Annotated in this window: 25 protein-coding genes and 5 tRNA genes; 16 read left to right on the top strand and 14 right to left on the bottom strand. The window is 43.3% G+C overall.

Annotated features, from left to right (window positions below; genetic code table 11):
* Positions 1-126 precede the first annotated feature (126 nt).
* The 5 genes from FTT75_RS04440 to FTT75_RS04420 all read left to right on the top strand — a co-directional run bounded on the left by FTT75_RS04440 (position 127) and on the right by FTT75_RS04420 (position 1,240).
* Positions 127-202 (top strand) — tRNA-Asn (locus FTT75_RS04440).
* A gap of 5 nt (positions 203-207) precedes the next feature.
* A tRNA-Asn gene (locus FTT75_RS04435) sits at positions 208-283 on the top strand.
* A 293-nt stretch (positions 284-576) separates the two neighbouring features.
* Positions 577-652: transfer RNA gene (locus FTT75_RS04430), tRNA-Asn, on the top strand.
* Positions 653-658: 6 nt separating this feature from the next.
* Positions 659-734: transfer RNA gene (locus FTT75_RS04425), tRNA-Asn, on the top strand.
* Positions 735-796: 62 nt separating this feature from the next.
* Entirely contained in the window at positions 797-1,240 is a 444-nt protein-coding gene (locus tag FTT75_RS04420; protein WP_005096422.1) for a DUF2726 domain-containing protein, read from the top strand.
* Between the two features lies 1 nt (position 1,241).
* On the opposite strand, the gene FTT75_RS04415 is transcribed toward FTT75_RS04420, so the two are convergent.
* From FTT75_RS04415 to glnA, 6 genes are all read right to left on the bottom strand, one after another.
* On the bottom strand, positions 1,242-1,499 hold the full coding sequence (locus FTT75_RS04415) for a hypothetical protein (RefSeq protein WP_005096421.1): 258 nt from the start codon (positions 1,497-1,499) through the stop codon (positions 1,242-1,244).
* Between the two features lie 135 nt (positions 1,500-1,634).
* Positions 1,635-2,849 carry an alpha/beta fold hydrolase gene (locus FTT75_RS04410; RefSeq protein WP_180075729.1) on the bottom strand — a complete coding sequence of 405 codons (1,215 nt, stop codon included), beginning with the start codon at positions 2,847-2,849 and terminating at the stop codon, positions 1,635-1,637.
* A gap of 135 nt (positions 2,850-2,984) precedes the next feature.
* A complete protein-coding gene (ubiA, locus tag FTT75_RS04405) occupies positions 2,985-3,863 on the bottom strand; it encodes a 4-hydroxybenzoate octaprenyltransferase (protein WP_005096418.1) in 879 nt (292 codons plus the stop codon).
* A 6-nt stretch (positions 3,864-3,869) separates the two neighbouring features.
* Positions 3,870-4,337 (bottom strand): chorismate lyase, encoded by a 468-nt coding sequence (locus FTT75_RS04400; protein WP_159515955.1) that lies wholly within the window; start codon positions 4,335-4,337, stop codon positions 3,870-3,872.
* A gap of 35 nt (positions 4,338-4,372) precedes the next feature.
* Positions 4,373-4,651 (bottom strand): hypothetical protein, encoded by a 279-nt coding sequence (locus FTT75_RS04395; RefSeq protein ID WP_005096415.1) that lies wholly within the window; start codon positions 4,649-4,651, stop codon positions 4,373-4,375.
* A 95-nt stretch (positions 4,652-4,746) separates the two neighbouring features.
* A complete protein-coding gene (gene glnA / locus FTT75_RS04390; RefSeq protein WP_180185946.1) occupies positions 4,747-6,162 on the bottom strand; it encodes a type I glutamate--ammonia ligase in 1,416 nt (471 codons plus the stop codon).
* An 811-nt stretch (positions 6,163-6,973) separates the two neighbouring features.
* Here glnA and FTT75_RS04385 point away from each other — a divergent pair.
* The 7 genes from FTT75_RS04385 to FTT75_RS04355 all read left to right on the top strand — a co-directional run bounded on the left by FTT75_RS04385 (position 6,974) and on the right by FTT75_RS04355 (position 12,373).
* On the top strand, positions 6,974-7,558 hold the full coding sequence (locus FTT75_RS04385; RefSeq protein ID WP_100355236.1) for an aminodeoxychorismate/anthranilate synthase component II: 585 nt from the start codon (positions 6,974-6,976) through the stop codon (positions 7,556-7,558).
* A gap of 9 nt (positions 7,559-7,567) precedes the next feature.
* Entirely contained in the window at positions 7,568-8,614 is a 1,047-nt protein-coding gene (trpD, locus tag FTT75_RS04380; protein ID WP_005096410.1) for an anthranilate phosphoribosyltransferase, read from the top strand.
* A 20-nt stretch (positions 8,615-8,634) separates the two neighbouring features.
* Positions 8,635-9,441 (top strand): indole-3-glycerol phosphate synthase TrpC, encoded by an 807-nt coding sequence (trpC, locus tag FTT75_RS04375; RefSeq protein WP_005096409.1) that lies wholly within the window; start codon positions 8,635-8,637, stop codon positions 9,439-9,441.
* Between the two features lie 195 nt (positions 9,442-9,636).
* Positions 9,637-10,320, top strand: a complete 684-nt coding sequence (locus FTT75_RS04370; protein WP_074383030.1) for a Smr/MutS family protein — start codon at positions 9,637-9,639, stop codon at positions 10,318-10,320.
* Between the two features lie 93 nt (positions 10,321-10,413).
* Positions 10,414-10,962 carry a GTP cyclohydrolase I FolE gene (gene folE, locus FTT75_RS04365; RefSeq protein ID WP_005096407.1) on the top strand — a complete coding sequence of 183 codons (549 nt, stop codon included), beginning with the start codon at positions 10,414-10,416 and terminating at the stop codon, positions 10,960-10,962.
* Positions 10,963-11,245: 283 nt separating this feature from the next.
* Positions 11,246-11,683: a hypothetical protein gene (locus tag FTT75_RS04360; protein ID WP_005096405.1), complete on the top strand. Its 438-nt coding sequence runs from the start codon at positions 11,246-11,248 to the stop codon at positions 11,681-11,683.
* Between the two features lie 129 nt (positions 11,684-11,812).
* Complete coding sequence (locus FTT75_RS04355) at positions 11,813-12,373, top strand: DUF4385 domain-containing protein (RefSeq protein WP_180075681.1); 561 nt, start codon at positions 11,813-11,815, stop codon at positions 12,371-12,373.
* Between the two features lie 19 nt (positions 12,374-12,392).
* Here the strand turns inward: FTT75_RS04355 and FTT75_RS04350 are convergent, their stop codons facing one another.
* The 5 genes from FTT75_RS04350 to hemE all read right to left on the bottom strand — a co-directional run bounded on the left by FTT75_RS04350 (position 12,393) and on the right by hemE (position 18,408).
* Positions 12,393-13,781, bottom strand: a complete 1,389-nt coding sequence (locus FTT75_RS04350) for a diguanylate cyclase (RefSeq protein ID WP_180185945.1) — start codon at positions 13,779-13,781, stop codon at positions 12,393-12,395.
* Between the two features lie 163 nt (positions 13,782-13,944).
* On the bottom strand, positions 13,945-15,831 hold the full coding sequence (locus tag FTT75_RS04345) for a DUF4105 domain-containing protein (RefSeq protein WP_180185944.1): 1,887 nt from the start codon (positions 15,829-15,831) through the stop codon (positions 13,945-13,947).
* Between the two features lie 78 nt (positions 15,832-15,909).
* Positions 15,910-16,380: a DUF3015 family protein gene (locus tag FTT75_RS04340; protein ID WP_005096400.1), complete on the bottom strand. Its 471-nt coding sequence runs from the start codon at positions 16,378-16,380 to the stop codon at positions 15,910-15,912.
* Between the two features lie 146 nt (positions 16,381-16,526).
* Complete coding sequence (locus FTT75_RS04335) at positions 16,527-17,327, bottom strand: DUF817 family protein (RefSeq protein WP_005096399.1); 801 nt, start codon at positions 17,325-17,327, stop codon at positions 16,527-16,529.
* Positions 17,328-17,337: 10 nt separating this feature from the next.
* The gene (gene hemE / locus FTT75_RS04330; protein ID WP_074383035.1) at positions 17,338-18,408 is read right to left on the bottom strand and encodes a uroporphyrinogen decarboxylase; all 1,071 of its coding nucleotides are present in this window, start codon (positions 18,406-18,408) and stop codon (positions 17,338-17,340) included.
* 206 nt (positions 18,409-18,614) lie between these two features.
* Between hemE and FTT75_RS04325 the strand changes: the two genes are divergently transcribed.
* From FTT75_RS04325 to FTT75_RS04315, 3 genes are all read left to right on the top strand, one after another.
* Complete coding sequence (locus FTT75_RS04325) at positions 18,615-19,835, top strand: L,D-transpeptidase family protein (protein ID WP_005171817.1); 1,221 nt, start codon at positions 18,615-18,617, stop codon at positions 19,833-19,835.
* 177 nt (positions 19,836-20,012) lie between these two features.
* On the top strand, positions 20,013-20,711 hold the full coding sequence (locus FTT75_RS04320; protein ID WP_005096396.1) for a pirin-like bicupin family protein: 699 nt from the start codon (positions 20,013-20,015) through the stop codon (positions 20,709-20,711).
* Positions 20,712-21,012: 301 nt separating this feature from the next.
* Positions 21,013-21,984, top strand: coding sequence for a class I SAM-dependent methyltransferase (locus FTT75_RS04315; RefSeq protein WP_180185943.1), 972 nt, complete (start codon positions 21,013-21,015; stop codon positions 21,982-21,984).
* Positions 21,985-22,113: 129 nt separating this feature from the next.
* On the opposite strand, the gene FTT75_RS04310 is transcribed toward FTT75_RS04315, so the two are convergent.
* From FTT75_RS04310 to FTT75_RS04300, 3 genes are all read right to left on the bottom strand, one after another.
* Positions 22,114-22,203, bottom strand: a tRNA-Ser gene (locus FTT75_RS04310).
* 87 nt (positions 22,204-22,290) lie between these two features.
* Entirely contained in the window at positions 22,291-24,327 is a 2,037-nt protein-coding gene (locus FTT75_RS04305; protein ID WP_180076051.1) for an NADPH-dependent 2,4-dienoyl-CoA reductase, read from the bottom strand.
* Between the two features lie 140 nt (positions 24,328-24,467).
* Positions 24,468-24,821 carry a hypothetical protein gene (locus FTT75_RS04300; RefSeq protein ID WP_074383039.1) on the bottom strand — a complete coding sequence of 118 codons (354 nt, stop codon included), beginning with the start codon at positions 24,819-24,821 and terminating at the stop codon, positions 24,468-24,470.
* Between the two features lie 247 nt (positions 24,822-25,068).
* Between FTT75_RS04300 and argG the strand changes: the two genes are divergently transcribed.
* Positions 25,069-26,409, top strand: coding sequence for an argininosuccinate synthase (gene argG / locus FTT75_RS04295; RefSeq protein ID WP_100328771.1), 1,341 nt, complete (start codon positions 25,069-25,071; stop codon positions 26,407-26,409).
* Positions 26,410-26,440 lie beyond the last annotated feature (31 nt).

Genomic DNA, 26,440 nt, shown 5'->3' with positions numbered 1-26,440 from the left:
AATCACCCATTTCGGGTGATTTTTTTATTTTTAAGCCCCAAATGAATATTTATAAAGCAAACAATTCATTTCTTTACATTAATTGATTGACGACCTTGGGTTTCCTGCCTAAAATGCCGATCAGATTCTCCAATAGCTCAGTCGGTAGAGCGACGGACTGTTAATCCGCAGGTCCCTGGTTCGAGCCCAGGTTGGAGAGCCATCTATTCTTCCATAGCTCAGTCGGTAGAGCGACGGACTGTTAATCCGCAGGTCCCTGGTTCGAACCCAGGTGGAAGAGCCAAGATTCTAAAAAACCCACTCATTGCGAAGTGGGTTTTTTTATATCTGCTTTTTTTAAATTGAGATCGGTAGTGATATCTGTATATACAATCAGCTACCTTATATTCTCTGATCCAGATCACTTACAAAAATTAAGGCTGATAACAATCTGACTGCTCAGACTGTTTACATAAACATAACAGTTTGAACTCCAAGCCTTTTCGACTATTTTTAAAACACTTGATTCAATTTCTTCGGCTTTTTTCTAAAAGTGCCTTGACCCCTTTTCAAATCTCTCTATAATCGCTGTCAGATTCTCCAATAGCTCAGTCGGTAGAGCGACGGACTGTTAATCCGCAGGTCCCTGGTTCGAGCCCAGGTTGGAGAGCCAATCTATTCTCCCATAGCTCAGTCGGTAGAGCGACGGACTGTTAATCCGCAGGTCCCTGGTTCGAGCCCAGGTGGGAGAGCCAAGATTATGAAAAAACCCACTCATTGCGAAGTGGGTTTTTTTATTCGTCCCTATTTGTGATCTGTGTTTAATTTGAGTCAGTTTATATTTTTTGTGATTGGCTGCCTGGCAACTTTTGCGTTAGTTTGCCTGCTCTTCCCACATCTGTTCACCCGTCAAAAAAAATTCTATCCGAAGCGTGTGATTACTGCTTTTGAAAGCAGGATGTTTACACGCCTAAAAGAAGCCTTTCCTCATCATCATATTCTGGCTCAGGTTGCCTTTAGCGCCTTGATTACGCATGACCAGATGAACATGCGTAATCAGTTCAATCGTAAAGTTACAGATTTTGTGGTGCTTGATCGTGACTATAATGTACTGGCCATTATTGAACTGGATGATCCCAGCCACATTGGCAAAGAGCAGGAAGATGCTGAACGGGATGCTATGCTGATTGCAGCAGGCTATACCGTAATTCGATACACTCAGATTCCAAGCATCAGACAACTGCAAAGAGATTTGAGATAATTTAAGGTAAGGTTACTGCGCTTTCGGATGCAGCTTGGGTTGAATTTGTATCTTGCTCTGCTTTGAGCTTTTCCGCAGCTTCTCGCGCTTCGATGCGGGCAATCATTTCTGCCTGCTGCTGTTTATATTTTTCCTGATTTTTAGCATCACTATTTACCGCAAGAAAAGCCATACTCACCAAAAATATCGGTATACATAATACCAGCGCACCTAAAATTACCAGCTTTTTAACACTGCGGGGCTGCGGCTGCTCAGACATAACAAACCTACTTTAATTTCGTCATTTAATTGCACTGCTCAATATAACAAAATAAAGTCATAGCTCAAGTCTTTGAAAAGTTTTACTGTAAAAAAGGAGCCGAAGCTCCTTTGTAGATCTTAATAACTCTATTCTTTACTTAGCTGGCATATGCTCTTCAATAAATGCAACCAGTTCAGCATTCTTTTCTACAATTGCTTGAGTATGTCCTGCACCCTCAACCCCTAGGAAAGTCACGTCTGTACCCAAAGCTGCCAAATTCTTTTGCAAAACATCTGTAACATCATAAGGTACTGCCATATCTTCCTTACCCTGAATAATCATGACTGGTACACTGATTTTTTTAGTCGCGGGTTGGTTCTCCACCAAAAATTCTTTCACAGATCTGTTTTGATCAAAAGCATCTATCAACCCCGGATATTCAGCTACTGTTCTTCCAGGATTCTGCCGCAACCATTGATCGATATCTGCACTAAACTCTGTCATTAAATCGCCTAGACACAAGCCATTTTCACCAGTGGTTCCTTCTGCACGCTCAGCAACCAGTTTTGCACTGGATTCAAAAATATTCTGATATACAAAATTTGGCTCATAAGCTTTAATTCCAACTGCCACATATGCTGCATAAGCAAGTAATTCTGAATACACAGCTTTGGCAGTTCCTGCCGGAACAACACCAGCACCCTCGCCCAAAACTAATCGATTTAAAGCTTGTGGGGCAACTGTACCAATAATATAACCTAGGCTGGAGGCTGGTGCCGCAGCAACCGCTGCCTTATAGTTTGGATCATTTCCTGCAAATTCTGCCGTTGCAAGCGAAGCATGCCCCCCTTGTGATTGACCCACAGAAACCCAAGCTCCATTAAATCTATTCCCTTGCTGTTGCTTAAATCCTTTCACTGCATAAATTGCAGATTGTGCCGCACTCTCTAAATGTAAATAAGGATGAATGCCCTGTGTACCCAATCCTTCATAATCAGGAGCAACAATCACATAGCCTTTGGCAAGCAGACTCTCAGCCATGGCTTTAAAGCGTGGGTTAAAAGTATTTCGACTTGGCGCACAACTATCACCGCTCCCTACTGTACCGTGCTCCCAGACAACAACACGCCAACCATCTCGTGGTTGTTGTGTTCGCGGATAAATTACCAAGGCAGTAGCTTCTGCAGTCCTATTCTGTACATTTGGCATGTTATAGCGCATAACCCGAATACTTGATGCTTGAGACATAACATCTTGGGTATACGTTTGTTCACCGAGAAAAACCTGAGGCTGCGGGACAAAGAAATCATTATCATCATCGTTACACGCAGATAAAAATAGTACCGAGGAACACAGCACACCTAACATCAATTTCTTATAACTGTTCTACATATTTCTATCCTTTTATTGTTATTCCCTATCTCTTAATCGAGATCACTCAAAATTAATCATAAAAAAAGCATCCTTTATAGGATGCTTTTGTTGTTATCCGACATACGGTAATTATCTTAGAGCAAACAATATTCCCACAAAAATAATGAGGCCAATCCAACGGTTATGACGGAATGCCCAAAAACATAGCTGTGGATTTTTATCGCGAGTTTTAAACCATTGGTAAATAAAATCAGCAGCAACCAGCAAAAGTGCTAACAAGCCAAATGGAATCAATAAATTTTCCAGCCAAAGTGCAGCACCTATCAATAAAATACTGCTCGCCTGCAAGGTGCTAATGATTGGAATATCATAGCGACCAAACAGAATTGCGGTTGATTTTACTCCAATCTTTAAATCATATTCACGGTCTGCAATCGCATATTGAGTATCGTAGGCCACAGTCCAGGCCAGATTACCAAAATACAATAACCAGCAAGTCAGATCAGGTGTTTGCCCAACAGCGGTATAGGCCATGGGTATGGCCCAGGAAAATGCTGCACCCAAAAATACCTGAGGCAAATGGGTATAACGTTTCATAAAAGGATAAATAAACGCTAACAGCAAAGCCCCAAATGACCAGTAAAAAGTTTCGATCGGCAAGAAAAATAGCAGACAGGCGCTGGCAGCCACCAAAACCAGAAATACCATCACCGCTTCTTTGGCGCTGATGACTCCGGTCGCTAGTGGTCGGTTTTTAGTACGCTCCACATGCGCATCGACTTTACGGTCAGCAAAATCATTGATGGCACAACCCGCCGCCCGCATAAAAATCACACCCAAAATCATGGGAATTAAAATTTCAATGCGTGGCATCCCCTGAGCCGCGATCCATAACGCCCACAAGGTTGGCCAAAAGACCAGTTCAGTACCAATCGGTTTATCAAAACGACAAAGATAATAATAGGCGCCAAGACGCTCACGCCAGGTTATTGCTTGTGCAGTTGCCATATAAAGTCAAGCCCTTGAATTTTGTATAAAGTGTTCAAATGCCGGTAAAAATGTTTCTTGTACGATAAATTTACAGCCGTGCCAAGTATAGCAGCTCTGACGCGTCCAACCCTCTTCTAAAAGAATGACCCGACGCTGGCAGAGTGGATTCGTCCGTTGAAACAGGAACCAGCCAATTGGCTTAGTCCCAATATGCTGAAAGATTCGGGCTTTTTTTTGCAGGCTTAAAATTGGAAAAATACTCTTTGCTTTCACCCAGGGCGACTGTTCTGAACCATAGAGATAGCTTTCCCGCACCCAGGAAGTATGCTGATGTGACATGTGCATCCATTTGGCATTGGCGAAGCTTAAACGCTGAAAATGCTCTTGAATAGGCTCAACATGAAATTGTCCCTGCGCCAAGCCGGTCAATTGCTGTGTCAGAGAACCTGATGCATACAGCCATGGTTTTAGCTCAGCAGACATAGTGGGCATCAAGGTATGCTGATTTTTAGAAAAATACGTCATGTTTAACAGTTATCTGCTTTAGCAATCACTTCAAATTTGCCTTGGGGTGTTTTAATTAAAATTAAGCCTTCAGCGCTTAAATAAAACTCTTTTGGATAGTCAAATGTAAGTGCCAGTTCAGGATTTTTCAGTTCAACAAACTGTGCTTGTTTATAACCTTCAATGGTATGCCCTACTTCCAAATATGTAACTTCAGAAAAATTTAACTTAAAACCTTGTGCATGGTCTTTAGGATCATTCCAAGGAAAAAATCCGGTATGTTTTTTACGTGGTTTAGCCATAACAATCTAATTCAACATTCTTTGCTTTATATTAACCCAGTATAGAAAAAACCCGCGACATGCGCGGGTTTTTTACAGGGAAATTCTTGAAAGAATTACAGGCTGTAGTACATCTCGAATTCAACTGGGTGAGTGGTCGTGTTTAAACGACGCACTTCTTCAGTTTTAAGTTCGATATAGGCATCAAGCATGTCTTTCGTGAACACGCCACCTTTCAGCAGGTAATCATGATCTGCTTCAAGTGCTTCAAGCGCCATATCCAGACTATGCGCCACAGTCGGAATTTTCGCTTCTTCTTCAGGAGGAAGATCGTACAGGTTTTTGTCAGCCGCTTCACCTGGATGAATCTTGTTTTGGATACCGTCGATACCTGCCATCAACAATGCCCCGAAACCGAGGTACGGGTTCATCATTGGATCTGGGAAGCGAGCTTCAATACGCTTGCCTTTCGGGCTTGACACGTAAGGAATACGGATAGATGCAGAACGGTTACGCGCTGAGTAAGCCAGCATAATCGGTGCTTCGAAATGCGGAACCAGACGCTTGTACGAGTTTGTAGAAGGGTTGGTTAATGCATTCAATGAACGCGCATGTTTGATAATACCGCCAATGAAGTACAATGCCATTTCTGAAAGGCCTGCATATTCATCACCAGCAAACAAGTTCTTGCCATCTTTAGAGATCGACATGTGAACGTGCATACCAGAACCGTTATCGCCAACCATTGGTTTAGGCATAAAGGTTGCTGTTTTCGCATATTGATGCGCAACGTTCCAAACCGCATATTTAAACTGTTGAACTTCGTCCGCTTTACGAACCATGGTGTTGAAGCTTACACCAATTTCCAACTGGCAAGATGCAACTTCATGGTGATGTACTTCTACACGACCTGGGCCCATGATGTCTTCAATTTTGGCACACATATCTGCACGCATATCATGTGAAGAATCAACTGGAGGAACCGGGAAGTAACCACCTTTTACGCGTGGACGGTGACCAGAGTTACCACCTTCGTAGTCATTGTTGGTTGACCAGGCCGCTTCTTCAGCGATCAATGTATGGCGCGCGCCAGACATATCGATTTCCCATTTCACTTCGTCAAATACGAAGAATTCTGGTTCTGGGCCAAAGAATGCTGTATCACCAATACCTGTCGATTTTAGGTATTCTTCAGCACGGCGAGCAATCGAACGTGGGTCACGGTCATAACCCTGACCTGTAGAAGGCTCAATCACATCACAAGTCACAACAACTGTAGGCTCGGCAAAGAACGGGTCGATGAAACCGGTTTCTGCATCTGGGCGTAAAATCATGTCAGATGCTTCGATGCCCTTCCAACCAGCAATTGAAGAACCGTCGAACATTTTACCGTCTTCAAAAGTATCTTCGTCGATTGTATCTGCTGGGTAAGTCACATGTTGCTCTTTACCTTTAGTATCCGTAAAACGGAAATCGACCCATTTCGCGCCACTTTCTTGGATGAGTTGAAGGACTTTGTTCGCCATGCTCATTTTGCTCCGATGAATTTTTGTTGCACTCGTTACGTGCGTGTTAGTAGTTGGTAGTCATTAAGCAATTACCGTACCAACTATTCAAAGTATAGATAAAATCTTGAAATCTATATAAGAAATCATGAAGTGACAAAAATACTTTGCGACTATTATACTAGTTGAGAAACTAAATGCACTATATTCAGGCATTCTTCATTTATTTTATTTCTGCTTTATTTTTTAGCGCACCTAAATAGTGCAATCACCTATAGAAGTGTATTAAAAACATAGTTTTTTATATAAAATTTGCTACTTTTTCGTGTATTTGTTTAAAAAACACCCATATGTTGCTAAAAAATTGACTGTTTTCTTATGGTCTGAGACAAACAGAGATCTGCAACATGCAGTTGCTCAGTGAATATTTTGAGGCATTTTCTTTAAATATACTTTCTACACCATAGTCTATATAAATTTCTATTATTCAAGTGATGCTTTTTTCAACAAACTTTAGATCAATATTGCTGATTATTTTTAACTTATCAATTTTTCCCTAAAAAATACACAGCCTAAAGTTTCTTTAAGTAAGTCTATTACTTTAAATCATGATTAAAATTTTATTTCAGTTGATACAGATGCTTTTAAAGCAAATAAATTGAGCAAAATTGTTGCGCCGAATACGGCTATTTTTTGCTATGATGAATAGTGCTTTATTTTCACACAATGAAATCAATGATTTAGTCGTGTCACACCCGTGCTTGCAATAGGCGCAAATAAAGTACGATCTGGACAACTTTAGCACAGTTAAGTGCATTAATTTCAATAGGTTAAGCTCATGCTTTTAATGGTTGACAACTATGACTCCTTTACTTACAACATCGTTCAATATTTTGGCGAACTGAATCAAGAAGTAAAAGTAGTCCGTAATGATGCCGTGACATTGGAAGATATAGAGCGATGGCAACCCAAGTATTTAGTGATTGGCCCCGGCCCATGCTCGCCGAGTGAAGCAGGCATTTCGATTCCTGCGATTCAGCATTTTGCTGGAAAAATTCCGTTATTGGGCGTTTGTCTCGGCCATCAGAGTATTGGTCAGGCATTTGGTGGCAACATCATACGTGCCAAACGTGTCATGCACGGCCGTCTGTCGGATATGTACCACAGCGATACCGGGATTTTCAGTAATCTTCCGTCGCCATTTCCTGCAACGCGCTATCATTCCCTGGTGATTGATCAAGCCACCTTGCCTGAATGTCTGGAAGTGACCTGCTGGACCAATGAAGCCGATGGCTCTATGGAAGAAATTATGGGGGTAAAACATAAGACATTGCCGGTCGAAGGCGTGCAGTTCCATCCTGAATCGATCCTGAGCCAGCATGGCCATCAAATCTTTAAAAACTTTCTCGAAATTTATGCCTAAGAACATCTTATGAATATTCAACAAGCTTTAAACAATATTACCAAAAACATTCACCTGACTCAGGATCAAATGCAAGACGTGATGCGTGCCATCATGTCAGGTGAAACCACTGATGCCCAGATTGGTGCCCTGCTCATGGGTTTACGCCTTAAAGGCGAAAGCATTGATGAAATTACCGCAGCCGCACGGGTCATGCGTGAACTGGCTACCAAAATTGATGTCAGCGATATTCCCTATTTAGTCGATATTGTCGGTACAGGCGGTGATGGTCAAAACCTGTTTAACGTCTCTACCGCGTCTGCATTTGTGATCGCAGCAGCAGGCGCAACCATTGCTAAACATGGCAACCGTGGCGTTTCAACCAAATCAGGCTCGTCAGATTTACTGGAACAGGCTGGGATTAATCTTGATCTGAATATGCAGCAAACCGAGCGTTGTATCCGTGATGTGGGGGTCGGGTTTCTGTTCGCACCGAATCATCATACAGCCATGAAATATGCAATCGGCCCGCGTAAAGAATTGGGGATTCGCAGCATTTTCAATTTACTTGGCCCGCTGACCAATCCGGCCGGCGTCAATCGCTTAGTCATTGGCGTGTTTTCCAATGAACTGTGCCGTCCAATTGCAGAAGTAATGAAACAGCTCGGTGCTGAACATGTGATGGTGGTGCATTCTCGCGACGGGCTGGATGAGATCAGTCTTGCCTCTGCAACGTATGTGGCAGAGCTAAAAAATGGCGAAGTGACTGAATGGGAAATTACCCCTGAATTGGTTAATATCGAATCTCAAACCTTGACTGGTTTAATTGTAGAAGATTCTGCACAGAGTCTGGCATTAATCAAGGATGCATTGGGCAAGAAAAAATCAGAGATCGGTGATAAAGCGGCCAATATGATTGCCCTGAATGCGGGCGCAGGTATTTATGTCTCCGGTTTGACCAGCAGCTATAAACATGGTGTTGCATTGGCACATGACATTATTTATGGCGGCCAGGCCCTGGAAAAAATGAGTGTGCTGTCTGAATTTACCAAAACCATTAAACAATACGAAGCTTAATTCGGTCAGGAATTTTGATCATGGTGGATATCGCAAATACAATTTTAGGCAAGATTGTTGACCGTAAAACGGAAGAATTTGCTCTACGTTTAAAGCAGAAAAGTTATAAAGATCTGGAAGAGCTCGCTCAAGGTGCATCAGCTGTGCGTGGTTTTGCCCAGTCTTTAATGTCAAAACGTCCGGGTGTAATTGCTGAAATCAAGAAAGCCTCGCCATCTAAGGGGATTATTCGTGAGAATTTTAATCCTGCGGAAATTGCAGCACAGTATCAAGATGCTGGTGCCGCATGTTTATCTGTCCTGACCGATGTGGACTTTTTTCAGGGTGCAGATGAAAATATTCAGATTGCCCGTTCGCATTGTGACCTGCCGGCGCTGCGCAAAGATTTCCTGATCGATCCTTATGGAGTCATTGAAGCACGTGCCTTAGATGCAGATTGTATTTTACTGATTGTGGCATGTCTGTCAGATCAGCAACTGGAAGAAATGTCGAAGACTGCTTTTGAGCATAATTTAGATGTTTTAGTTGAAGTACATGATGAAGCTGAACTGGAACGTGCGCTGAAACTTTCAGATCGCTGCTTGCTGGGTGTGAATAACCGTAATTTAAAAACCTTCGATGTCGATTTAGATACCTCGATTCGTTTAAAGAACTTACTCGATCCCTCTCGCCTGTTAGTCACTGAAAGTGGTATTGCTACCCCTGCCGATGTGGCGATGATGCAACAGCATGATATTCATGCCTTTCTGGTCGGTGAAAGTTTTATGAAACAGCCTCGACCTGATCATGCATTCCGTAACCTGTTTGGTGAGCCTGAATCGGTTTAACTATTGACTAGTTTAATACTTAGACCAAGCCCAATCTCAGGATTGGGCTTTTTTATTTTCAGGATTGATAAGAAAAGAAATAGCATCATGTGAATTCATAAATACCGAGACATGCCATGCAAGCAATTCATTTCTCCTTTATCTATTTTCAGACTATAATTCTGTTAAATTCCGCATCTCCCTTGTTTTTACATTATGAGTAAACACGATTCTTCATTATCTAAAGATCAGTACAACCTGCTGAAATCTTTTAAGAAGCAAATTACACAGCCACATACCCCTGCGGTTGTTGCTGCACCCGTTGAAAAGACTGTCGAGCAAGAAGCTTTAGAAGAACTGGAATTATTCCGCAAGCAAATGCAGGGCGTGCAAAAAATTGAATCGGGAAATACCGTTCAATTGGACAAACCGCGCAAGAAAAAACCGGATGCACAAGTCCTGGCAAAGCGTGCAGCGGCGACTGGCCCGATGGAAACAGATGCCATGGCATTATCGGACACGCAGGCCATGCTCAATCCTGTCGGGAGTCAGGCCAACTTGAGCTATCGCATTGCCACCTTGCAGCATAAAGTGTTTGAAGACTTAAAAGCCGGCAATTTACGCTGGTTTGAAGCTGTGGATCTGCATGGCTGTACCGTGGAAGAAGCGCGTCAGGCGGTGCTACAAATTATCCAGATCGCCAAAGATGAAAACCAGAACGTGATTAAGATCGTACACGGTAAAGGCCCGGAAGCGATTTTAAAAACCTATGTGAATGGTTGGCTGCGTCAGCATCGCGATGTTTTGGCTTTTGTCAGTGCGCCTGAAAAACAAGGCGGTACTGGTGCAGTTCTGGTTCTGCTAAAACGTGCAGAAAAGAATCCAAAGTTTAAACAGTAACCGGTTTTCGCCTCAAAACAAGGCATTGTAAAAGTTTTCTGCTACAATGCCGTCCTTGTTCATTCTCAGTTTAAGTGAATACGTCATATGACTATGCAGCAATCCTACGCAAACATTCTTACTGCCGTTGGCGAAGATCTCAATCGCCCTGGTCTCAAAGATACGCCTGTGCGTGCTGCCAAAGCATTTTCATATTTAACCTCGGGTTATAGTCAAACACTTGAAGAAGTCACCAACAAAGCGGTCTTTCCTTCCGACAACCGTGAAATGGTGCTGGTCAAAAACATCGAATTCTATTCCTTATGTGAACATCATTTATTGCCATTTTATGGCCGTGTCCATATCGCCTATTTACCAGAAGGTCATGTCTTGGGCCTGTCCAAATTTGCCCGTATTACTGAAATGTTTGCGCGTCGTTTGCAAATCCAGGAAAACTTGACCCAGCAAATTGCAGAAGCAGTGGCGGAAATCACCAAAGCACGTGGTGTCGCCGTGATGATTGATTCTGCACATATGTGCATGATGATGCGTGGTGTGGGCAAACAGGAATCGACCACACGTACAGTCTCTTTTATTGGTGATTTTAAAACTGATAAAGAAACCCGCCGTGAGTTTTTAAGTGCAGTGCCAGAAAGCTACTAAGCCTTAAAAGCCAATTATTTAAAGCCTCGATCATTCGGGGTTTTTTTAATTTCTTATAAACTGCTCTGGTCAGAGAATATCGATATCACAGCTGCTGTTGACCAAATTTGCATTCGTTATACTTGCAGCTAAACAATTGCTGCTTATCTTTGCAACAAGCCTACATTTAGATACATGATAAAGTTTTAATCCAGTTAGTCCTCGCTTAAAGTAAATTGACGTTGATATACAGCAAACAGCTTTATATCTTTCTGCTTGATTTTTAATGACAAGGAAAATGACCATGGCGAATAGCAAAAACAATCAGGACAAAGACAGCAAAAAATCTGCAAAAACTGCTAAAAAGACGCAAGATGAAAAACTGAAGAAGTCGAACAAAAGCAGTGACAAGGACAGCGATCGCAAAGTCAGCAAAAAAGCTGAAAGCGCTAAATCTAAAGCAGCATCTTCTAAAAAAGAGAATGCCAGTAAAGATGAAAAAGTAAAGGCGAAGAAAAGTGCGAGTTCTAAAGGCAGCGATAAAGCCAAAGACCTGAAAACATCTTCAGCGAAAAAACCGGCTAAAGCGAAAAGCAGCAATAAGAGCAAAGATGAAGACAGCAAGACGAAAAAATCTTCTTCAAAAAAATCAGCACCGGCCAAAAAGCAGTCAAGCACTTCGTCCAAGAGCAAGTCTGATAAAGCCAAAACCTCGAAGACCAGTTCGAAAAAGTCAAAGTAAAATCCAAGCCTCATGACTGGGGCTTTTCTTGATCCTGATCTCGGGTGAGTAGATCAGTAGAATTATTTTATATTTTTTAGTGTGTTCTTTATTGGGTGATATCTACTCTTCTAAATATAAGGCAAAGATATGAGTCCAGCAGCCAAAAATCCGCCGCCAAAACGTCAGTCACGGGTGGTGTCGAATAGTTTTGATTATTCTCTGGACTTCGAAAAGATTAATTTTCGCAAACGGCCCGAGTTGTACCGAATTGGCCGAGGAGAACAAGGCGTATTATTGGTGGAGCCTTATAAATCTGAAATTCTGCCGCACTGGCGCTTTGCGGATGAAGAAAAAGCCCAAGCCAGCAGTGACAAAATTTATCAGCTATTCCTAGCTTATTTAAAACAAGATGATTTTATCGGTGCGGACATGGCACGCAAGTTTTTACAGATGGGTTATACCCGTGCCCGCCGTTACGCCAACCATAAAGGTGGGAAAAAATATGATGGGCCGGTTCCGCAAGATAAGAAAGGCTTAAGCGGCGCACATGGCCGTTCAGAATTGCCACGCAGCCACGAAGATCCGGTCAAAGCAGCGGCCGCCGACATTTTTAAACAAAAATGGAATGATGCGAAAAACCATCCAGACTATATTCAGCAAAAGCGAAAATTTCAGGAATTTATCCAGCAACATACGGCAGAGGAATAAAACTTTTAAGCTAGCTGGATCATTGCTGCCCTACCGGATTTGAGGGCGACTGTGCCATATAGACCCGGTTACGACCGGTATTTTTCGCCATATACAGTGCGGCATCCGCAGCATCCAAAAATCGCTGATAATCCGGATGCCCGTCATAGAGCGTACATCCAATACTGATCGTGATTTTAAACTGTTGTCCTTGCGCGGTTTTAATCATGCCATTTTCAACATATTTACGAATACTTTCGGCAATACTTAAGGCACGTTGTTTATCTGTATCGACCAGCAACAATAAGAATTCTTCCCCACCGACCCGGAAGGCATAATCACTGCCCTGACTGTATTTTTGCAGCGCTTCGGCAATAAATTTAAGTGCCAGATCACCTGCGGCATGTCCAAATTTATCATTGATACTTTTAAAGAAATCGGCATCCATCGCAAGTAAAGACAAAGGTGTATGATTTTTACGGGAAAAAGTGATTTCACGGGAAATCACCGTATTTAAATAACGGCGATTTAACAACTGGGTCAATGAATCATTGCCTGATTCAATATATTCCGCAACCTGAAATAACTGATCGACCAGCAGTTGAATTTCACGGTTTAAGTCACGGATTTGTTGAATCAGCCCCAAGACATTATTTTTATCCGTACAATCCATGATGGTCTGATTAATTGCATCAATCTGATAAATCCGCTCAATGATTAAATCGACCTGGTCCGAACCGGTAAAAGCATAAGAGGCTTTATGGATAAACCATAAACCGAACTCGGATTTGGACAACATCGGATGCTTTAAATTGTCAGGGCTCGAAAAGACCTTAAACATCAGTTCATTTTCCCAGTCCAGCAATGAGCTGCGCTGTTTGTCTTTTTGTACCGCTACATCCTGCATGGCTGAAAAAACACGGTAACTGTGTTTGATTTCCTGATTCATGGCTGTTTTGGCTTCATAAGAACGGCACATGATTTCTGTGGCAAAGCCCATGATTTGCACAATATAACTGCAGGCGGTCAACATGCTGTTTTGAGAAGATGCTTGCAACAGTTCAAAAACCTTGCGTTCAATTTCGCGAACACCACGCATGATTAACCAAGAAGGGATACCGACCCGGGCATGTACATGTCCAACCATCGCCTGCTTTTGTACGGCTTGCACATAACTCTTGTTGATCGGTACGCTAAAACTTTCTGACAGCCATTGAATCAGGGTATTACGCAAACGCTGCTGAACCATCTGGTCGGTCAGGAACTGGGCCGATTCTTTTTCTAAGAGCATATTCTTATAGAATTCTTCGACCAGAATAACAGAATGTTCCTGAACAAAATGAAATGCATGCAATAGATCATCTGCTGAATAATTCTGACAGATCTGCCTCCATTGTTCGGCCAGCATTGCCATGCATTCATTATTCATACGCCCCATTCCCCAAAACACTGCAATTTGCACTAACATTATGTGACAAATATAACAAAATTCGGGTGCATTAACTAAAATATCGACAAGATTATTCCAATTATACTGATCGATGATTCACAGGAAAAGTTTCGTAAACTAGCCCTTAAAATATATAAGCCGTTTAAAAATAACGGATCAGGCCCAAACTCCATTGATCCCAGTCTTTCGCCTGTTGTTGCTGATATTCCCAAGACAATCGAACCGCATTCTGTGCAGTAAAGGCATATTGCAATTGGGTATTTAGCTTCAGATGCCAGCGATGCGAATCTTCCCAATAAGGCAGTTCCACTTGCACCAGACTGTTGATCTGATCAGTCCAGATATTCTGGCAGCCCAAAGTTGGCCCTGCTCCTACGCGCCAACCCTGATCGAGCGCCTTGCCCGCCTGAACGTGAGTTTGCATTTGTGCATAGCACAAATGTTCGCGGCTCGCATTTGCCCAGCTATAGCCCGCTTGGGTCTTAAAACCGGCGACGCCATGCTGTTGCTCTTCGCTAAACTGGCCATGACGGTCTAAGGCTTCCTGTGTCCAGCCCAGATTAAAACCCCAAGATAAGGGCGTATTAAATGGATTAATCGGGTTATAGGAATTGACGGCCAGTAAATCCAGATGTTCCAGTTTGAGTTCACTATTACGATATTGTAATGCCCCATCCAGAAACAGCAGTTGTGTGCCGGTACGCAAACCACCCTGTGGATCGATTAAATCATGATAGGCATACCGATGCCCAAGCTGAACAAAGGATTCACCCTGAACCTGTCCGGCCTCAAAACTGATATTTCGTGCATGATGACTTTGTACTGGATCTGTTTTCGGACGCTCAGGTGCTTGACGCTGTTTCTCGATAGCCAGCTGACTTCTTAAGCCCAATAACTTGCGAAAACGTGGCTGGGCAAAGGACTCATCTACTTTCTGTCTGAGAAAATCCAGATATAGATGATCATAGGCCATTTCCAGCACTTTGGCCTGATCCTCTGCCGGATAAGTTTGCAACATTGAAGGCATGGTACCTGTTTCTGCATAAGCCAGCTGATGAGCCTTTTTTGCCAAAGCTTTGCCATGCTGTCTAGATTGAGCCAGCAACTGTGTTTCCAGGGCAGGACGATAAACTTTCTGTTTGATCAAGCCCTGCTGTTCTACCACTTTCAAGGTTTCGATCGGAATGGCAGTCGAATTAAACTGTTTTTGTAGATTCAACTCAGGACGCACCAGATCGAATAGCCCCAGCAGGCGATAAGCACAATTATCATTGATAAAATAATAAGGGAAACTCACCTTTTGCATTTCCCAAAGATGCTGCACCAGAAACCGGGTCTCTTGCGGCGTTAAATTTAATTCATATTCCCATAAATCCCGGCTTTCAAAGTCGCCATATTCTTTGACCTTGCGATAATACGGCATCAGGGAATATTCACCCGGATATTGTCCGGTCAGTCCTTTCCAGGCAAATGACCAGTTGTCATTGCCGTCGACGGTTGCGGCATAGTTGACGGCATAGGAAATCAGGTTGAGCTGCTGTTGATCTTTGGGATCTAGACGCAACAAGGTATGCCCGAACATCGAACTGGGATTGCCCATAAAATCTGTGGCATAAATCAGCGTGGCCTGATAGGGCTTGACCTCAGCAATCCATCGATCAAAATCCGGACAACTCACTTCAGGCAATTGCTGTTCGGAAATATCCAGCTGCTGCATTAACCAGCTGCTTCGGGCCGGAAACTTGCAACGGATGGACTGATTCGGTTCTGTACTGCCAAATAAGGCCTGAATATTATGCTGTATTTCTTTTTTGAGATCAGTCTTTCCCTGCTCTGCCAGAAAATAGCCTGAATAATCGACCTCGCTGTGGCCTTTAGAATTGGCATACATCAGACGCTGCCAGGTGGTGCTCTGATCTAGGCGTTTGCTTTTGGCCTGATCGAGATAATGCTGGATATCTGGATTAATTTCGTTTGCAAAACTTAAGGGACTGAAGGCCAGACCCAACATGAAGAACGCATATTTCATTCAGTTAACTTATTCTCGTCAATTTCTTTGAGTCATAAGAAAAACCCTGCCAGAGCAGCAGGGTTTTCAAAGTGCGGATCAGATGTAAGATTTCAATACTTCATCTTTGGCCATCACTGTTTGTAATGAACTCAGAACTTGAAGGGTATTCTGGTTTTGTTCGGAATAGATTTCAGAAAAATTCTGCTTGGAAATGTTAAAAAAATGGCCTTTGTCTTCAGATTTGATATTCAGAAGTTCAGCCAGAACATTCAGGCTTTCACCTTCACCCACTGCCATATCACGCGCCAGTGCTTCAGCATTTTCATTGGTAAAAGTCACCACTTGAGCGGTGACTGTTCCACCCTGGCTACAACCCAAAGTACCAAACGTGATCCCGAGCCATTGATTCGTGAAAAGAACGTTGGTGGTACCTGCTAAAAGTTTAGGAATAATACCAGTCTGACCGGCCCACACCTGACTTCCGATACCACAGCCGACATCTCGGTCAGCCATCGCCATACTTGAACCAGTCGCTAATACTGCCGCCAGCATAATTTTTTTCAACATACTTATTCTCCAGTTATTCTCATGCAATCTTTGTTATTACTCTCATTATGTAATTTGACTTACACACTCAGCAGAGTAGCGATAAGTCAGGTTTGGCGCAATCGAAAAAATGCATGCTTTACATAAACATAACCTGAATAATTCCATTACTCTTTCAGCGTCCAGTCGCCATGTAAATTGCGCTGCCCTAAAATCTTCAGTACCAAGACCAGACTCAGCAATAACAACAAATACCAGGACCCGAGTTTGCCCCAGCCCACCATATGCCATTGTTCAATCTGACTTGGATAGAGCCAGATCTGATAAAAGGTACTGATGTTCTCGGCAATCCAGATGATAAAGGCCAGCAGCAGCAAGATCGGTAACATTGGCAACTGAAAAGCGTGCTGATTCAACTGAAAACGAATTTTAGTTTTCCAGAACATCAGCACGCTCCAGACAAATAAAAGCATGCGATAGTCAGGAATAAAAAACTTGCTCATAAAGTTGATATAAGACAACACCGCCAGCAGCAACATATGGCGAAAGCCTGGCAACTTTTCAAATGAGACCTGATATAAACGCAAGGAACGCGCAAAAAAACTGCCGACCGCAGAATACATAAAACCGGCAAATAAAGGCACGGTCATAATTTTAAAGATTGCCGGTTGTGGATAATACCAGGAGGCAATCGCAGGATGGGTCAGAAAGATTTCCATCACCATGGCCATGAGATGAAACAGCGCAATCACTTTGGCTTCGGCCCAGGATTCCAGTTTGGTATAAAGCAGCAGCACCTGAATGAGCAGGGCAAAAAATAACAGATAGTCATAACGGTAAAAACCGTAAAACAGATCACTGCCCATGGCAGCAGTGAGTGCAAACGCCAGCAGGAGTAGAATCCCAAATAAGGCAGCCGAAGCTGCCTTATAGGTAAATTCAAACCCTGATTTGAATAGATCGATCAAGGTTTAAATCCTAAAGATATTTAGCACTATACTCATGTACGGTATCAATAAAGGCTTTTGGATTGGCTGGATCGACCCACTGGGTAATGCCGTGGCCGAGGTTTGCTACATAACCGGTTTTTTCACCATTGGCATAAGCATCATCCAGCATGGCTTTGGTCGCCTTAATAATAGTTTCCGATGAACCATATAAAGTCGCAGGATCCAGGTTACCCTGAAGCGCAGCACGACCCGCAACGGTTTGACGTGCTACATCCAGTGGTGTGGTCCAGTCCAGACCAAAGGCATCTGCGCCTGTAGCGATCATCGGTTCTAACCACTGACCGCCACCTTTGGTAAACAGAATTACTGGAATCTTGCGGCCATCTTTTTCACGGTGCAAGCCAGCAACAATCTTCTTCATATAGTTGAGCGAAAATTCGATATATTCACGATGCGCCAGTGCGCCGCCCCAACTATCAAAAATCTGTACCGCTTGTGCACCTGCATCAATCTGCGCATTCAAATAATCAATCACGGCATCGGCTAGACGCTCCAGCAAAGCATGCAGCACTTCAGGCTGTGCATACATCATATTTTTGGTGAAGCGGAAATCCTTGCTTGAACCGCCTTCTACCATATAAGTCGCCAAGGTCCACGGACTGCCAGAGAAACCGATCAGAGGAACCTGGCCACCCAAGGCCGAACGAATGGTCGACACTGCATTCATCACATAATCCAGATCCGATTTTGCATTAAAGGCCGGCAGATTTGCGACATCCTGCTCGGTACGGACGGTTTTATGAAATTTAGGCCCTTCACCCACTTCAAAATACAATCCTAAACCTAAAGCATCAGGCACTGTCAAAATGTCAGAGAACAAAATCGCGGCGTCCAGATCATAACGGCGTAAAGGCTGTAAGGTCACTTCACAGGCCAGTTCAGTATTTTTGCAAAGAGAAAGGAAATCTCCTGCCTGAGCACGCGTTGCGCGATATTCTGGTAAATAACGGCCCGCCTGACGCATCATCCATACCGGAGTGGCATCTACAGGTTCACGCAACAAGGCGCGCAGAAAACGATCATTTTTTAAGGTCGTCATTTACTTTCCTATCTATCTTTGATATTCGCCATATCATAACAAAAAGGTTGTATTTTTAATAACTTCTGCTGACTTTAAAAACCGATCAGCTTAAGCGACCAAATGTGATGTTTTACACAAAACAACTACTGCATCTCCACATTTTTTCTGTAATACTTATAGTGTTTTTTCACATTTTTAAAGAAATAATTTTAAGGTTGATTTACATGTTCGTTCGCACAATGCTCGCTGTGAGTTTAGGTTGCATTTTCGCAGGTACTGTTTTTGCTGCGTCTACTGCTGAACAACCATTGAACCCGCAAGTTGTTACCGATGTTTCAGTCCAGGATCCAATTGATCCACTCGCGACTGAAGCTTCAGCCGCCCAAGCACCGGCTGAAGCCAAAATTACGGCGCAAGAACAACAAGACTTAAATCAGGCCTCTGAAGCACTGAATGAGCTACAAGATACCGAAGACCAATCTGCTGATATTGGTGCAGCGCCAAATACCAAGGCCCCGACGAACTCTGCTGCGACCAAAGCTTCGTGGACTTTAGACGGCTTAAACAATGCCCAGTGGTATGAAAACATTGGTGCAGGTCAATTTCCGGTCTACGCACGTGCACATGTCATGCTCAACAATGCCCACGCTTCACCGGGTGCGATTGATGGTACCAGCGGCAAGAACACACTGAAAGCAATTGCCTCTTTCCAGCAAATGAATGGCATCAAGCCAAATGGCGTACTGACGCAGGAAACCTGGGACAAACTGGTGGCACGTCAGGGTTCCAAGCCGACCTTTGTAGAGTACACCATTACTGAAAAAGATCTGGCAGGACCATTTGCCAAATCGATTCCTTCAGATTATGCGCTACAGGCGAAAATGAAAGGTTTGTACTACACCAGCGCATCTGAAATGCTCAGTGAAAAGTTCCATATGGATGAAAACTTCCTGAAGAAGTTGAATCCAGGTGCTAATTTTAACAAAGTCGGCCAAAAGATTCTGGTGACCAATGTTCGTAATGAGCTACCAGAAGGTATTCACTTGATTGTTGCACATAAAGGTGCCAAACAACTGTACTTATTTAACAGTAAAAATCAAATGATCGGCTCATTCCCTGCCAGTATCGGCAATACCAGTACGCCTTCACCAACGGGCACTTATAAAATCACCGGCGTTGCACCAAATCCTTGGTATAGCTACTCGCCAAGTAACTTTGTTCAAGGTAAAAACACCAAACCACTGTCTCTACCACCAGGTCCAAACGGCCCGGTCGGTAATGTCTGGATTGGTCTCAACAAAAAATCATTTGGTATTCACGGCACACCGAATCCGTCCATGATTTCTAAATCCTATTCACACGGTTGTATCCGTCTGACCAACTGGGATGCCAATGATCTTGGCCGTAAAGTCAAATCTGGCGTAACTGTTCGTTTCTTAGAATAATGATCCGTAAAATGCTTTGAATAAAATGGCCCGCTTTTCAGTGGGCTTTTTTATGACTTGATTTTAAGCTGATATATCGTTGCAAAAATGCAATGATATGTCGCCTATTTGAGATTTTTTTGAGCTTAAAACAACAGTATGATGATCTCAAGTTGAAAATAAGATCGAGATGAAATCATGAAGGCTTTTCTACATCCTAGCGAAAATCGTGGTCATGTAAAAATGGGCTGGCTGGAGTCTAAGCACAGCTTCTCATTTGGTAACTGGTATGATCCCAAGTATATGGGGATCAGTGCCTTACGTGTTATTAATGATGATTTAATCGATGGGCATCAGGGTTTTGGAACCCATCCCCATGACAATATGGAAATCCTGACCTGCGTACTGAAAGGCACCATTACTCATCAGGACAGCATGGGCAATCATGGCGGTATTGCTGCGGGTGAATGGCAGCTCATGAGTGCCGGAACAGGTATTCGCCATAGTGAAATGAATCAGGGCGATGAGCGGGTACATTTACTGCAAATCTGGATTATTCCCAATGAACAGGATGCCAAACCGAATTATCAGCAAATTCGTCTGGATCCGCATGAGCAGCCTAACCATTGGCATTTAATTTGTGGACCGAATGGCAATGCGCCGATGCATATTCGTCAGAATGCTGAAGTCAAAACTGCGGTAATTCAGCAAGGTCAAAGTTTGCAAGTGCAGGCCACCCAGCAGATCAATTATATTCATGTAGTTTCTGGCACTGTGCAGATTGCAGAACATAGAGTTGAGGCGGGTGGTGCAATTGCTTTTCTGGATGACTCAGCGATTCAAGCCATCGATGATGCGCAAGTGATCTGGTTTGATTTACCAGAAGTGCCTCACTAAGTTTTAAGGCTCTCACCCATCATGGCTATTAATCACTTTGATGAATAGCCATTTTTTATGAATCGAGAATAAAAGCAGACAGAAGCTTTATCAGAAGATAATTTTTTAAAAACAGCTATAAAAATCACACCAATTCACATCAGTTTTTTACTTAAAATTCTGGCATTTCAGGCGAAGATGAAGCTGATTCATTTCTATTGAATGAACGCATCGCGAATGGCTGATCTGGTCATGGTCTTATATGGGATTCAACGTCTATCCAGCTTTGTATTGATTTTAAATAAACCAAAGAGCAACGCTTATGAACCAGATTTTAGAAATTCAGAATCACCAGCAACATGCTCTGCATTTTTTACTAGCGTTTTTAAAACAACAAAACTATCAGTTCACAGCCATTACCCCGTTGTCGCATCAACGGATTTTAGATCGTAAAAGAAACGAGAAAAATCAGGAAATAACCCTGCAGGATATATTTGGCTGGAATCTGGAATTTAGCAAAACCGATCTTGATCCGGTTCTTTTTTCCTTGCTGGCAAAACAGCAACTTCTACAGGTTCAGGATGAGCAATACACCAGTCTGGTCAGAGTCGCTTCACTGGAAGGTGAACTCTTTATTCACTCTTCCTTTCCGACCACACAACAGGATGCTGTTTTTTTTGGTCCCGATACTTATCGCTTTGTCTATCATCTCAAGCAATATCTAGCCACCGAACCTCGCCCTTTCAAACTGGCTGCTGAAATATGCTGTGGCACCTCTGCTGCTGCCATCAGTATCGCCAAATACTTTCCGGATCATGAGGAAATCTTTGTAGCAGATCTAAACCCCAAAGCCTTGCTCTATAGTCAGCTCAACATTGATTTTTCGGGTTTTGCTTCAATCTCTCCTGTACAGAGCAATTTATTTTCCAATCTTGAAGGTCAGTTTGACCTGATTTTTGCCAATCCACCTTATTTAATTGATCCTGAGCAACGGCAATATCGACACGGAGGTAATGAGCTCGATGGCAATGAATTATCTTTTAAAATTATAAAACAAGGCCTGCAAAGGCTAAATTCAGGCGGCCGTTTATTTTTATATACCGGCGCTACCATCACACGAAATGGCAATCGATTTTTACAGTATCTGCAAGACCTGATGCAGCAGCATCAAAATATTCACTGGTCTTATGAGGAAATTGATCCGGATATTTTTGGTGAAGAATTAGAGCAACCTGCTTATCAGCATGTGGAAAGAATTGCTCTGGCTCTGATTAAGATTGAAGTATGCGATTGAAGAATATCTGTTTATAAATTATCGACTTTTTAAATATCGAACCTCTTTAAGATCCGTTTATTTTAAATCATTCTGTAAAATTCATCAGCAATAAAAAACCCCAATCTTTCGATTGGGGTTTTTAAAATTTGGCGGAAGCGGTGAGATTCGAACTCACGGAGGACTCACACCCTCGTCGGTTTTCAAGACCGGTGCATTAAACCGCTCTGCCACGCTTCCATGGGCGCAATAATACGGCGCTTTTATGTAACTGACAAGTGAAAGTTACAGTGAATCTGATTAACTGCATATAGTTTCATCAAATCCCTACAATTTGGCGGCCAATTCGGCTCCTTCACGAATGGCACGCTTGGCATCCAGCTCGGCAGCCAGTTTAGCCCCACCAATAATATGATATTGTGCCAAGGTATTTTCCCCGGCAAGTGGCATCAAATCTTTTACCGACTCCTGTCCTGCACACACCACAATACTATCCACACGCAATAATTGAGCGTGGCCATCCACCTCAATCCATAAGCCTTCATCGGTAACAGATTTATATTGCACACCGCGCAACATGCGCACCGCGTGTTTTTTTAATTGGGCACGATGTACCCAGCCTGAAGTCTTGCCTAGGCCTGTGCCAAGCGGTGTCTTTTTACGTTGTAATAAATAAATTTCACGAATAGGTGCTTCAATTTCTGCACCTTGCATGCCGCCTTCACTGACATAATTTGGATTCGGGTCTACACCCCATTCACGTTTCCATTCATTCACTGGTTGCGGCTGTACCTGATGCGGCGGCTTTAACAAAAACTCGGACACATCAAAACCAATACCGCCTGCACCAATGACTGCAACACGATCTCCGACTGGCGCACCGCGTAGTACTTCTGCATAAGACAAGACTTGCGGTGCCTGACTGCCTTCGATCTTAAGCGCTCGCGGCACGACACCAGTCGCGACAATGACTTCATCAAAACCTTCACGTTCCAGCTGTTCACGGTTCACTTGGGTATTTAATCGCACATCAACGCCGGTTTTTTCCAATTGGACTTTAAAATAACGAATCGTTTCGTGAAACTCTTCTTTCCCCGGAATGACTTTAGCCAGATTAAACTGTCCACCCACTTCATGACTGGCCTCAAACAGCGTCACATCATGCCCGCGACTGGCTGCGACTGTGGCCGCAGACAGCCCTGCAACACCACCACCGACCACTGCAATACTTTTGGCTTTTTTGGTTTTGACATAGACCAGTTCGGTTTCATAGCCGGCACGTGGATTGACCAGACAGGTTGCGCGCTGGTTTTTAAAGGTATGATCCAGACAGGCCTGATTACAGGCAATACAGGTATTGATTTCATCAACACGATTGGTCGCGGTTTTATTGACCCAGAAGGCATCTGCCAAGAATGGACGTGCCATCTGCACCATGTCTGCCTGGCCGGAAGCCAGAATTTCTTCAGCAGTATCTGGCATATTGATCCGGTTCGATGCAATGACCGGCACCGCCACGTGCTTTTTCACTTCAGCGGTATAATCGACAAAAGCTGCACGCGGTACAGAAGTCACAATGGTGGGAATACGTGCTTCATGCCAGCCAATACCGGTATTGAGTAAAGTAATCCCCGCCTTTTCCAAAGCTTTAGCCACGGTAATCACATCTTGCATGGTATTGCCATCATGTACCAGATCCAGAAGCGACAAACGGAAACAGATAATAAATTTTTCGCCAATTTCCTCACGAATCGCTTTGACAATTTCTACGGCAAAACGCATCCGGTTTTCGATCGGGCCACCCCAACGGTCAGCACGCTGATTGACATGCCGGCTTAAAAACTGATTCAGCAAATAGCCTTCAGAACCCATGATTTCTACGCCATCATAGCCGGCTTTTTTTGCAATACTGGCCGTTCTGACATAATCCTGAATGGTATTCAGAATCTGTTTATCTGACATTTCACGTGGTTTAAAGGGAGAAATCGGCGACTTGATCGGGCTGGCCGAGACCACAAAAGGCTGATAGCCATAACGTCCGGCATGCAGAATCTGCAACAGAATTTTGGCACCATGCTTATGCACTGCATGCGTCACCAAACGATGCGGCGCAATGTCCCCCAAAGTATTCATGGTACCGCCCGCCGGTAACAACCAGCCTTGACGGTTGGGCGATATTCCACCCGTAATCAGCAGACCTGCGCCACCCTTTGCACGCTCACCAAAATACGCAGCCAGTTTGGGATAATTATAAAAACGATCTTCTAGGCCAGTATGCATCGACCCCATCACCACCCGGTTCTTAATGGTGGTAAAACCCAAATGCAGTGGCTTTAAAATGTTGGCATAGCGCGTCGTAGTCATAACAAATCCCTGATTATATTTGGCTGAGCAAGTCATTCCCTTACTTTAACTGATTTTCAGTGGCTTTTTATGACCCGGAGTTCAGCATTTTCAGGCACAAATATCAATCTTTAGAAGAGGATCACTTTCTATTTGGCGGATTAATCCTGCCATTGTCGCGCGCTAGATTTCCATAATGCAATCACGCCCAATACTGTACCAATCGGAAAACTCAGGAGCATCAGGATGGCCATAATTCTGGATAAAGTCCGTCCTGAACCATTGCCCTGTTTGACTTTGATGCTGGCCTGTATATTAAAAAATACCAGGCCGCCTAAAAGCAGCAGCACCATACCTAAACTCAGCGTAGAAATACTGGCTTGCTGATATTCCAGATATAAAAATACCAGTGTACTAAAACCAATCAGACCGGCATAAATCCCATGCAACAGTGCCAGCGTTTCATTCTTGGTTTTAGGATTTAAATTAGGTAAAGGTGGGATGCGAGTCGCCATGCTTTTATTCCTGTTTTATCTGATTTTTAACTTTATTCGGCTGAATATAGCGAATTTTTACTTTTTTAGCAGGATTCTGCTCAAAATCGTGCGATTTATGATTATTTAAGCCTATTGAATATAGATTTTAAAACGAGTTTTTCTTTTCTAAAGCAAACCTAAATAAATTAATGATACAATTGAGACAATATGTATTTTTTCAGGCCACCAATTCTGGCGTGCCTATTTCATATCATTAGGATGAACAATGTCTGATAATGCAACTATCTTGCAGAATGTCCCAGTAGGTAAAAAAGTTGGTATTGCCTTCTCTGGTGGTCTAGATACTTCTGCTGCTCTTTTGTGGATGAAACAAAAAGGCGCTGAACCTTATGCTTACACAGCGAACTTGGGTCAGCCAGACGAAGACGATTACGATGCGATTCCAAAAAAAGCTGAAGCTTATGGCGCAGTAAAAGCACGCTTAATCGACTGCCGTTTACAGCTTGCATTAGAAGGCATTGCTGCAATTCAATGTGGCGCGTTCCACATTTCAACTGGCGGTGTTCCTTACTTTAATACGACTCCTCTTGGTCGTGCTGTTACAGGTACCATGCTTGTCACTGCCATGAAAGAAGATGACGTCAATATTTGGGGTGACGGTTCTACTTACAAAGGTAACGACATTGAACGTTTTTACCGTTATGGTTTGTTGACCAACCCTGCGCTTAAAATTTACAAGCCTTGGCTAGACCAAACCTTTATCGATGAGCTTGGCGGCCGTGCAGAAATGTCGCAGTTCCTGATCGACAACGGTTTTGACTATAAAATGTCAAAAGAAAAAGCCTACTCAACAGATTCAAACATGTTGGGTGCGACCCATGAAGCCAAAGATCTTGAATACCTGAATGCGGGCATCAAAATCGTGGATCCAATCATGGGCGTTGCCTTCTGGAAAGATGACGTAGAAGTTAAAGCTGAAGAAGTATCGATTACTTTTGAAGAAGGTTTCCCTGTTGCGATCAACGGTCAACGTATCGAAGATCCAGTTGAATTCATTCTTGAAGCAAACCGTATCGGTGGCCGTCATGGTCTAGGTATGTCGGATCAAATCGAAAACCGTATTATCGAAGCAAAATCTCGCGGTATTTATGAAGCTCCGGGTATGGCGCTGCTTCATATTGCTTACGAGCGTCTTGTGACCGGTATTCATAACGAAGATACCATCGAACAATACCGCATCAACGGTTTACGTTTAGGCCGTTTGTTGTACCAAGGCCGTTGGTTCGATTCTCAAGCGCTGATGTTGCGTGAAACTTCACAGCGTTGGGTGGCTAAAGCCGTGACCGGTACTGTGACTTTAGAACTGCGTCGTGGTAATGATTACACCATCATGAACACTGAGTCGCCTAACCTGACCTATGAAGCTGAGCGCTTGACCATGGAGAAAGGTGATTCTATGTTCTCTCCAATGGATCGTATTGGTCAGTTGACCATGCGTAATCTGGACATTACCGATACCCGCGCAAAACTTGGCATCTATACAGAAACTGGTTTGCTTGCAGTGGGTACAGCATCTGCAGTGCCACAACTGAAAGACAAAAACTAAGTTTTGTTTTTGTTAAAAAACCGCTCTTGAT

This window comes from Acinetobacter sp. YH01008 (assembly GCF_013420435.1).
Classification (GTDB): domain Bacteria; phylum Pseudomonadota; class Gammaproteobacteria; order Pseudomonadales; family Moraxellaceae; genus Acinetobacter; species Acinetobacter pseudolwoffii.
This window is presented reverse-complemented; position numbering and strand designations above follow the sequence as displayed.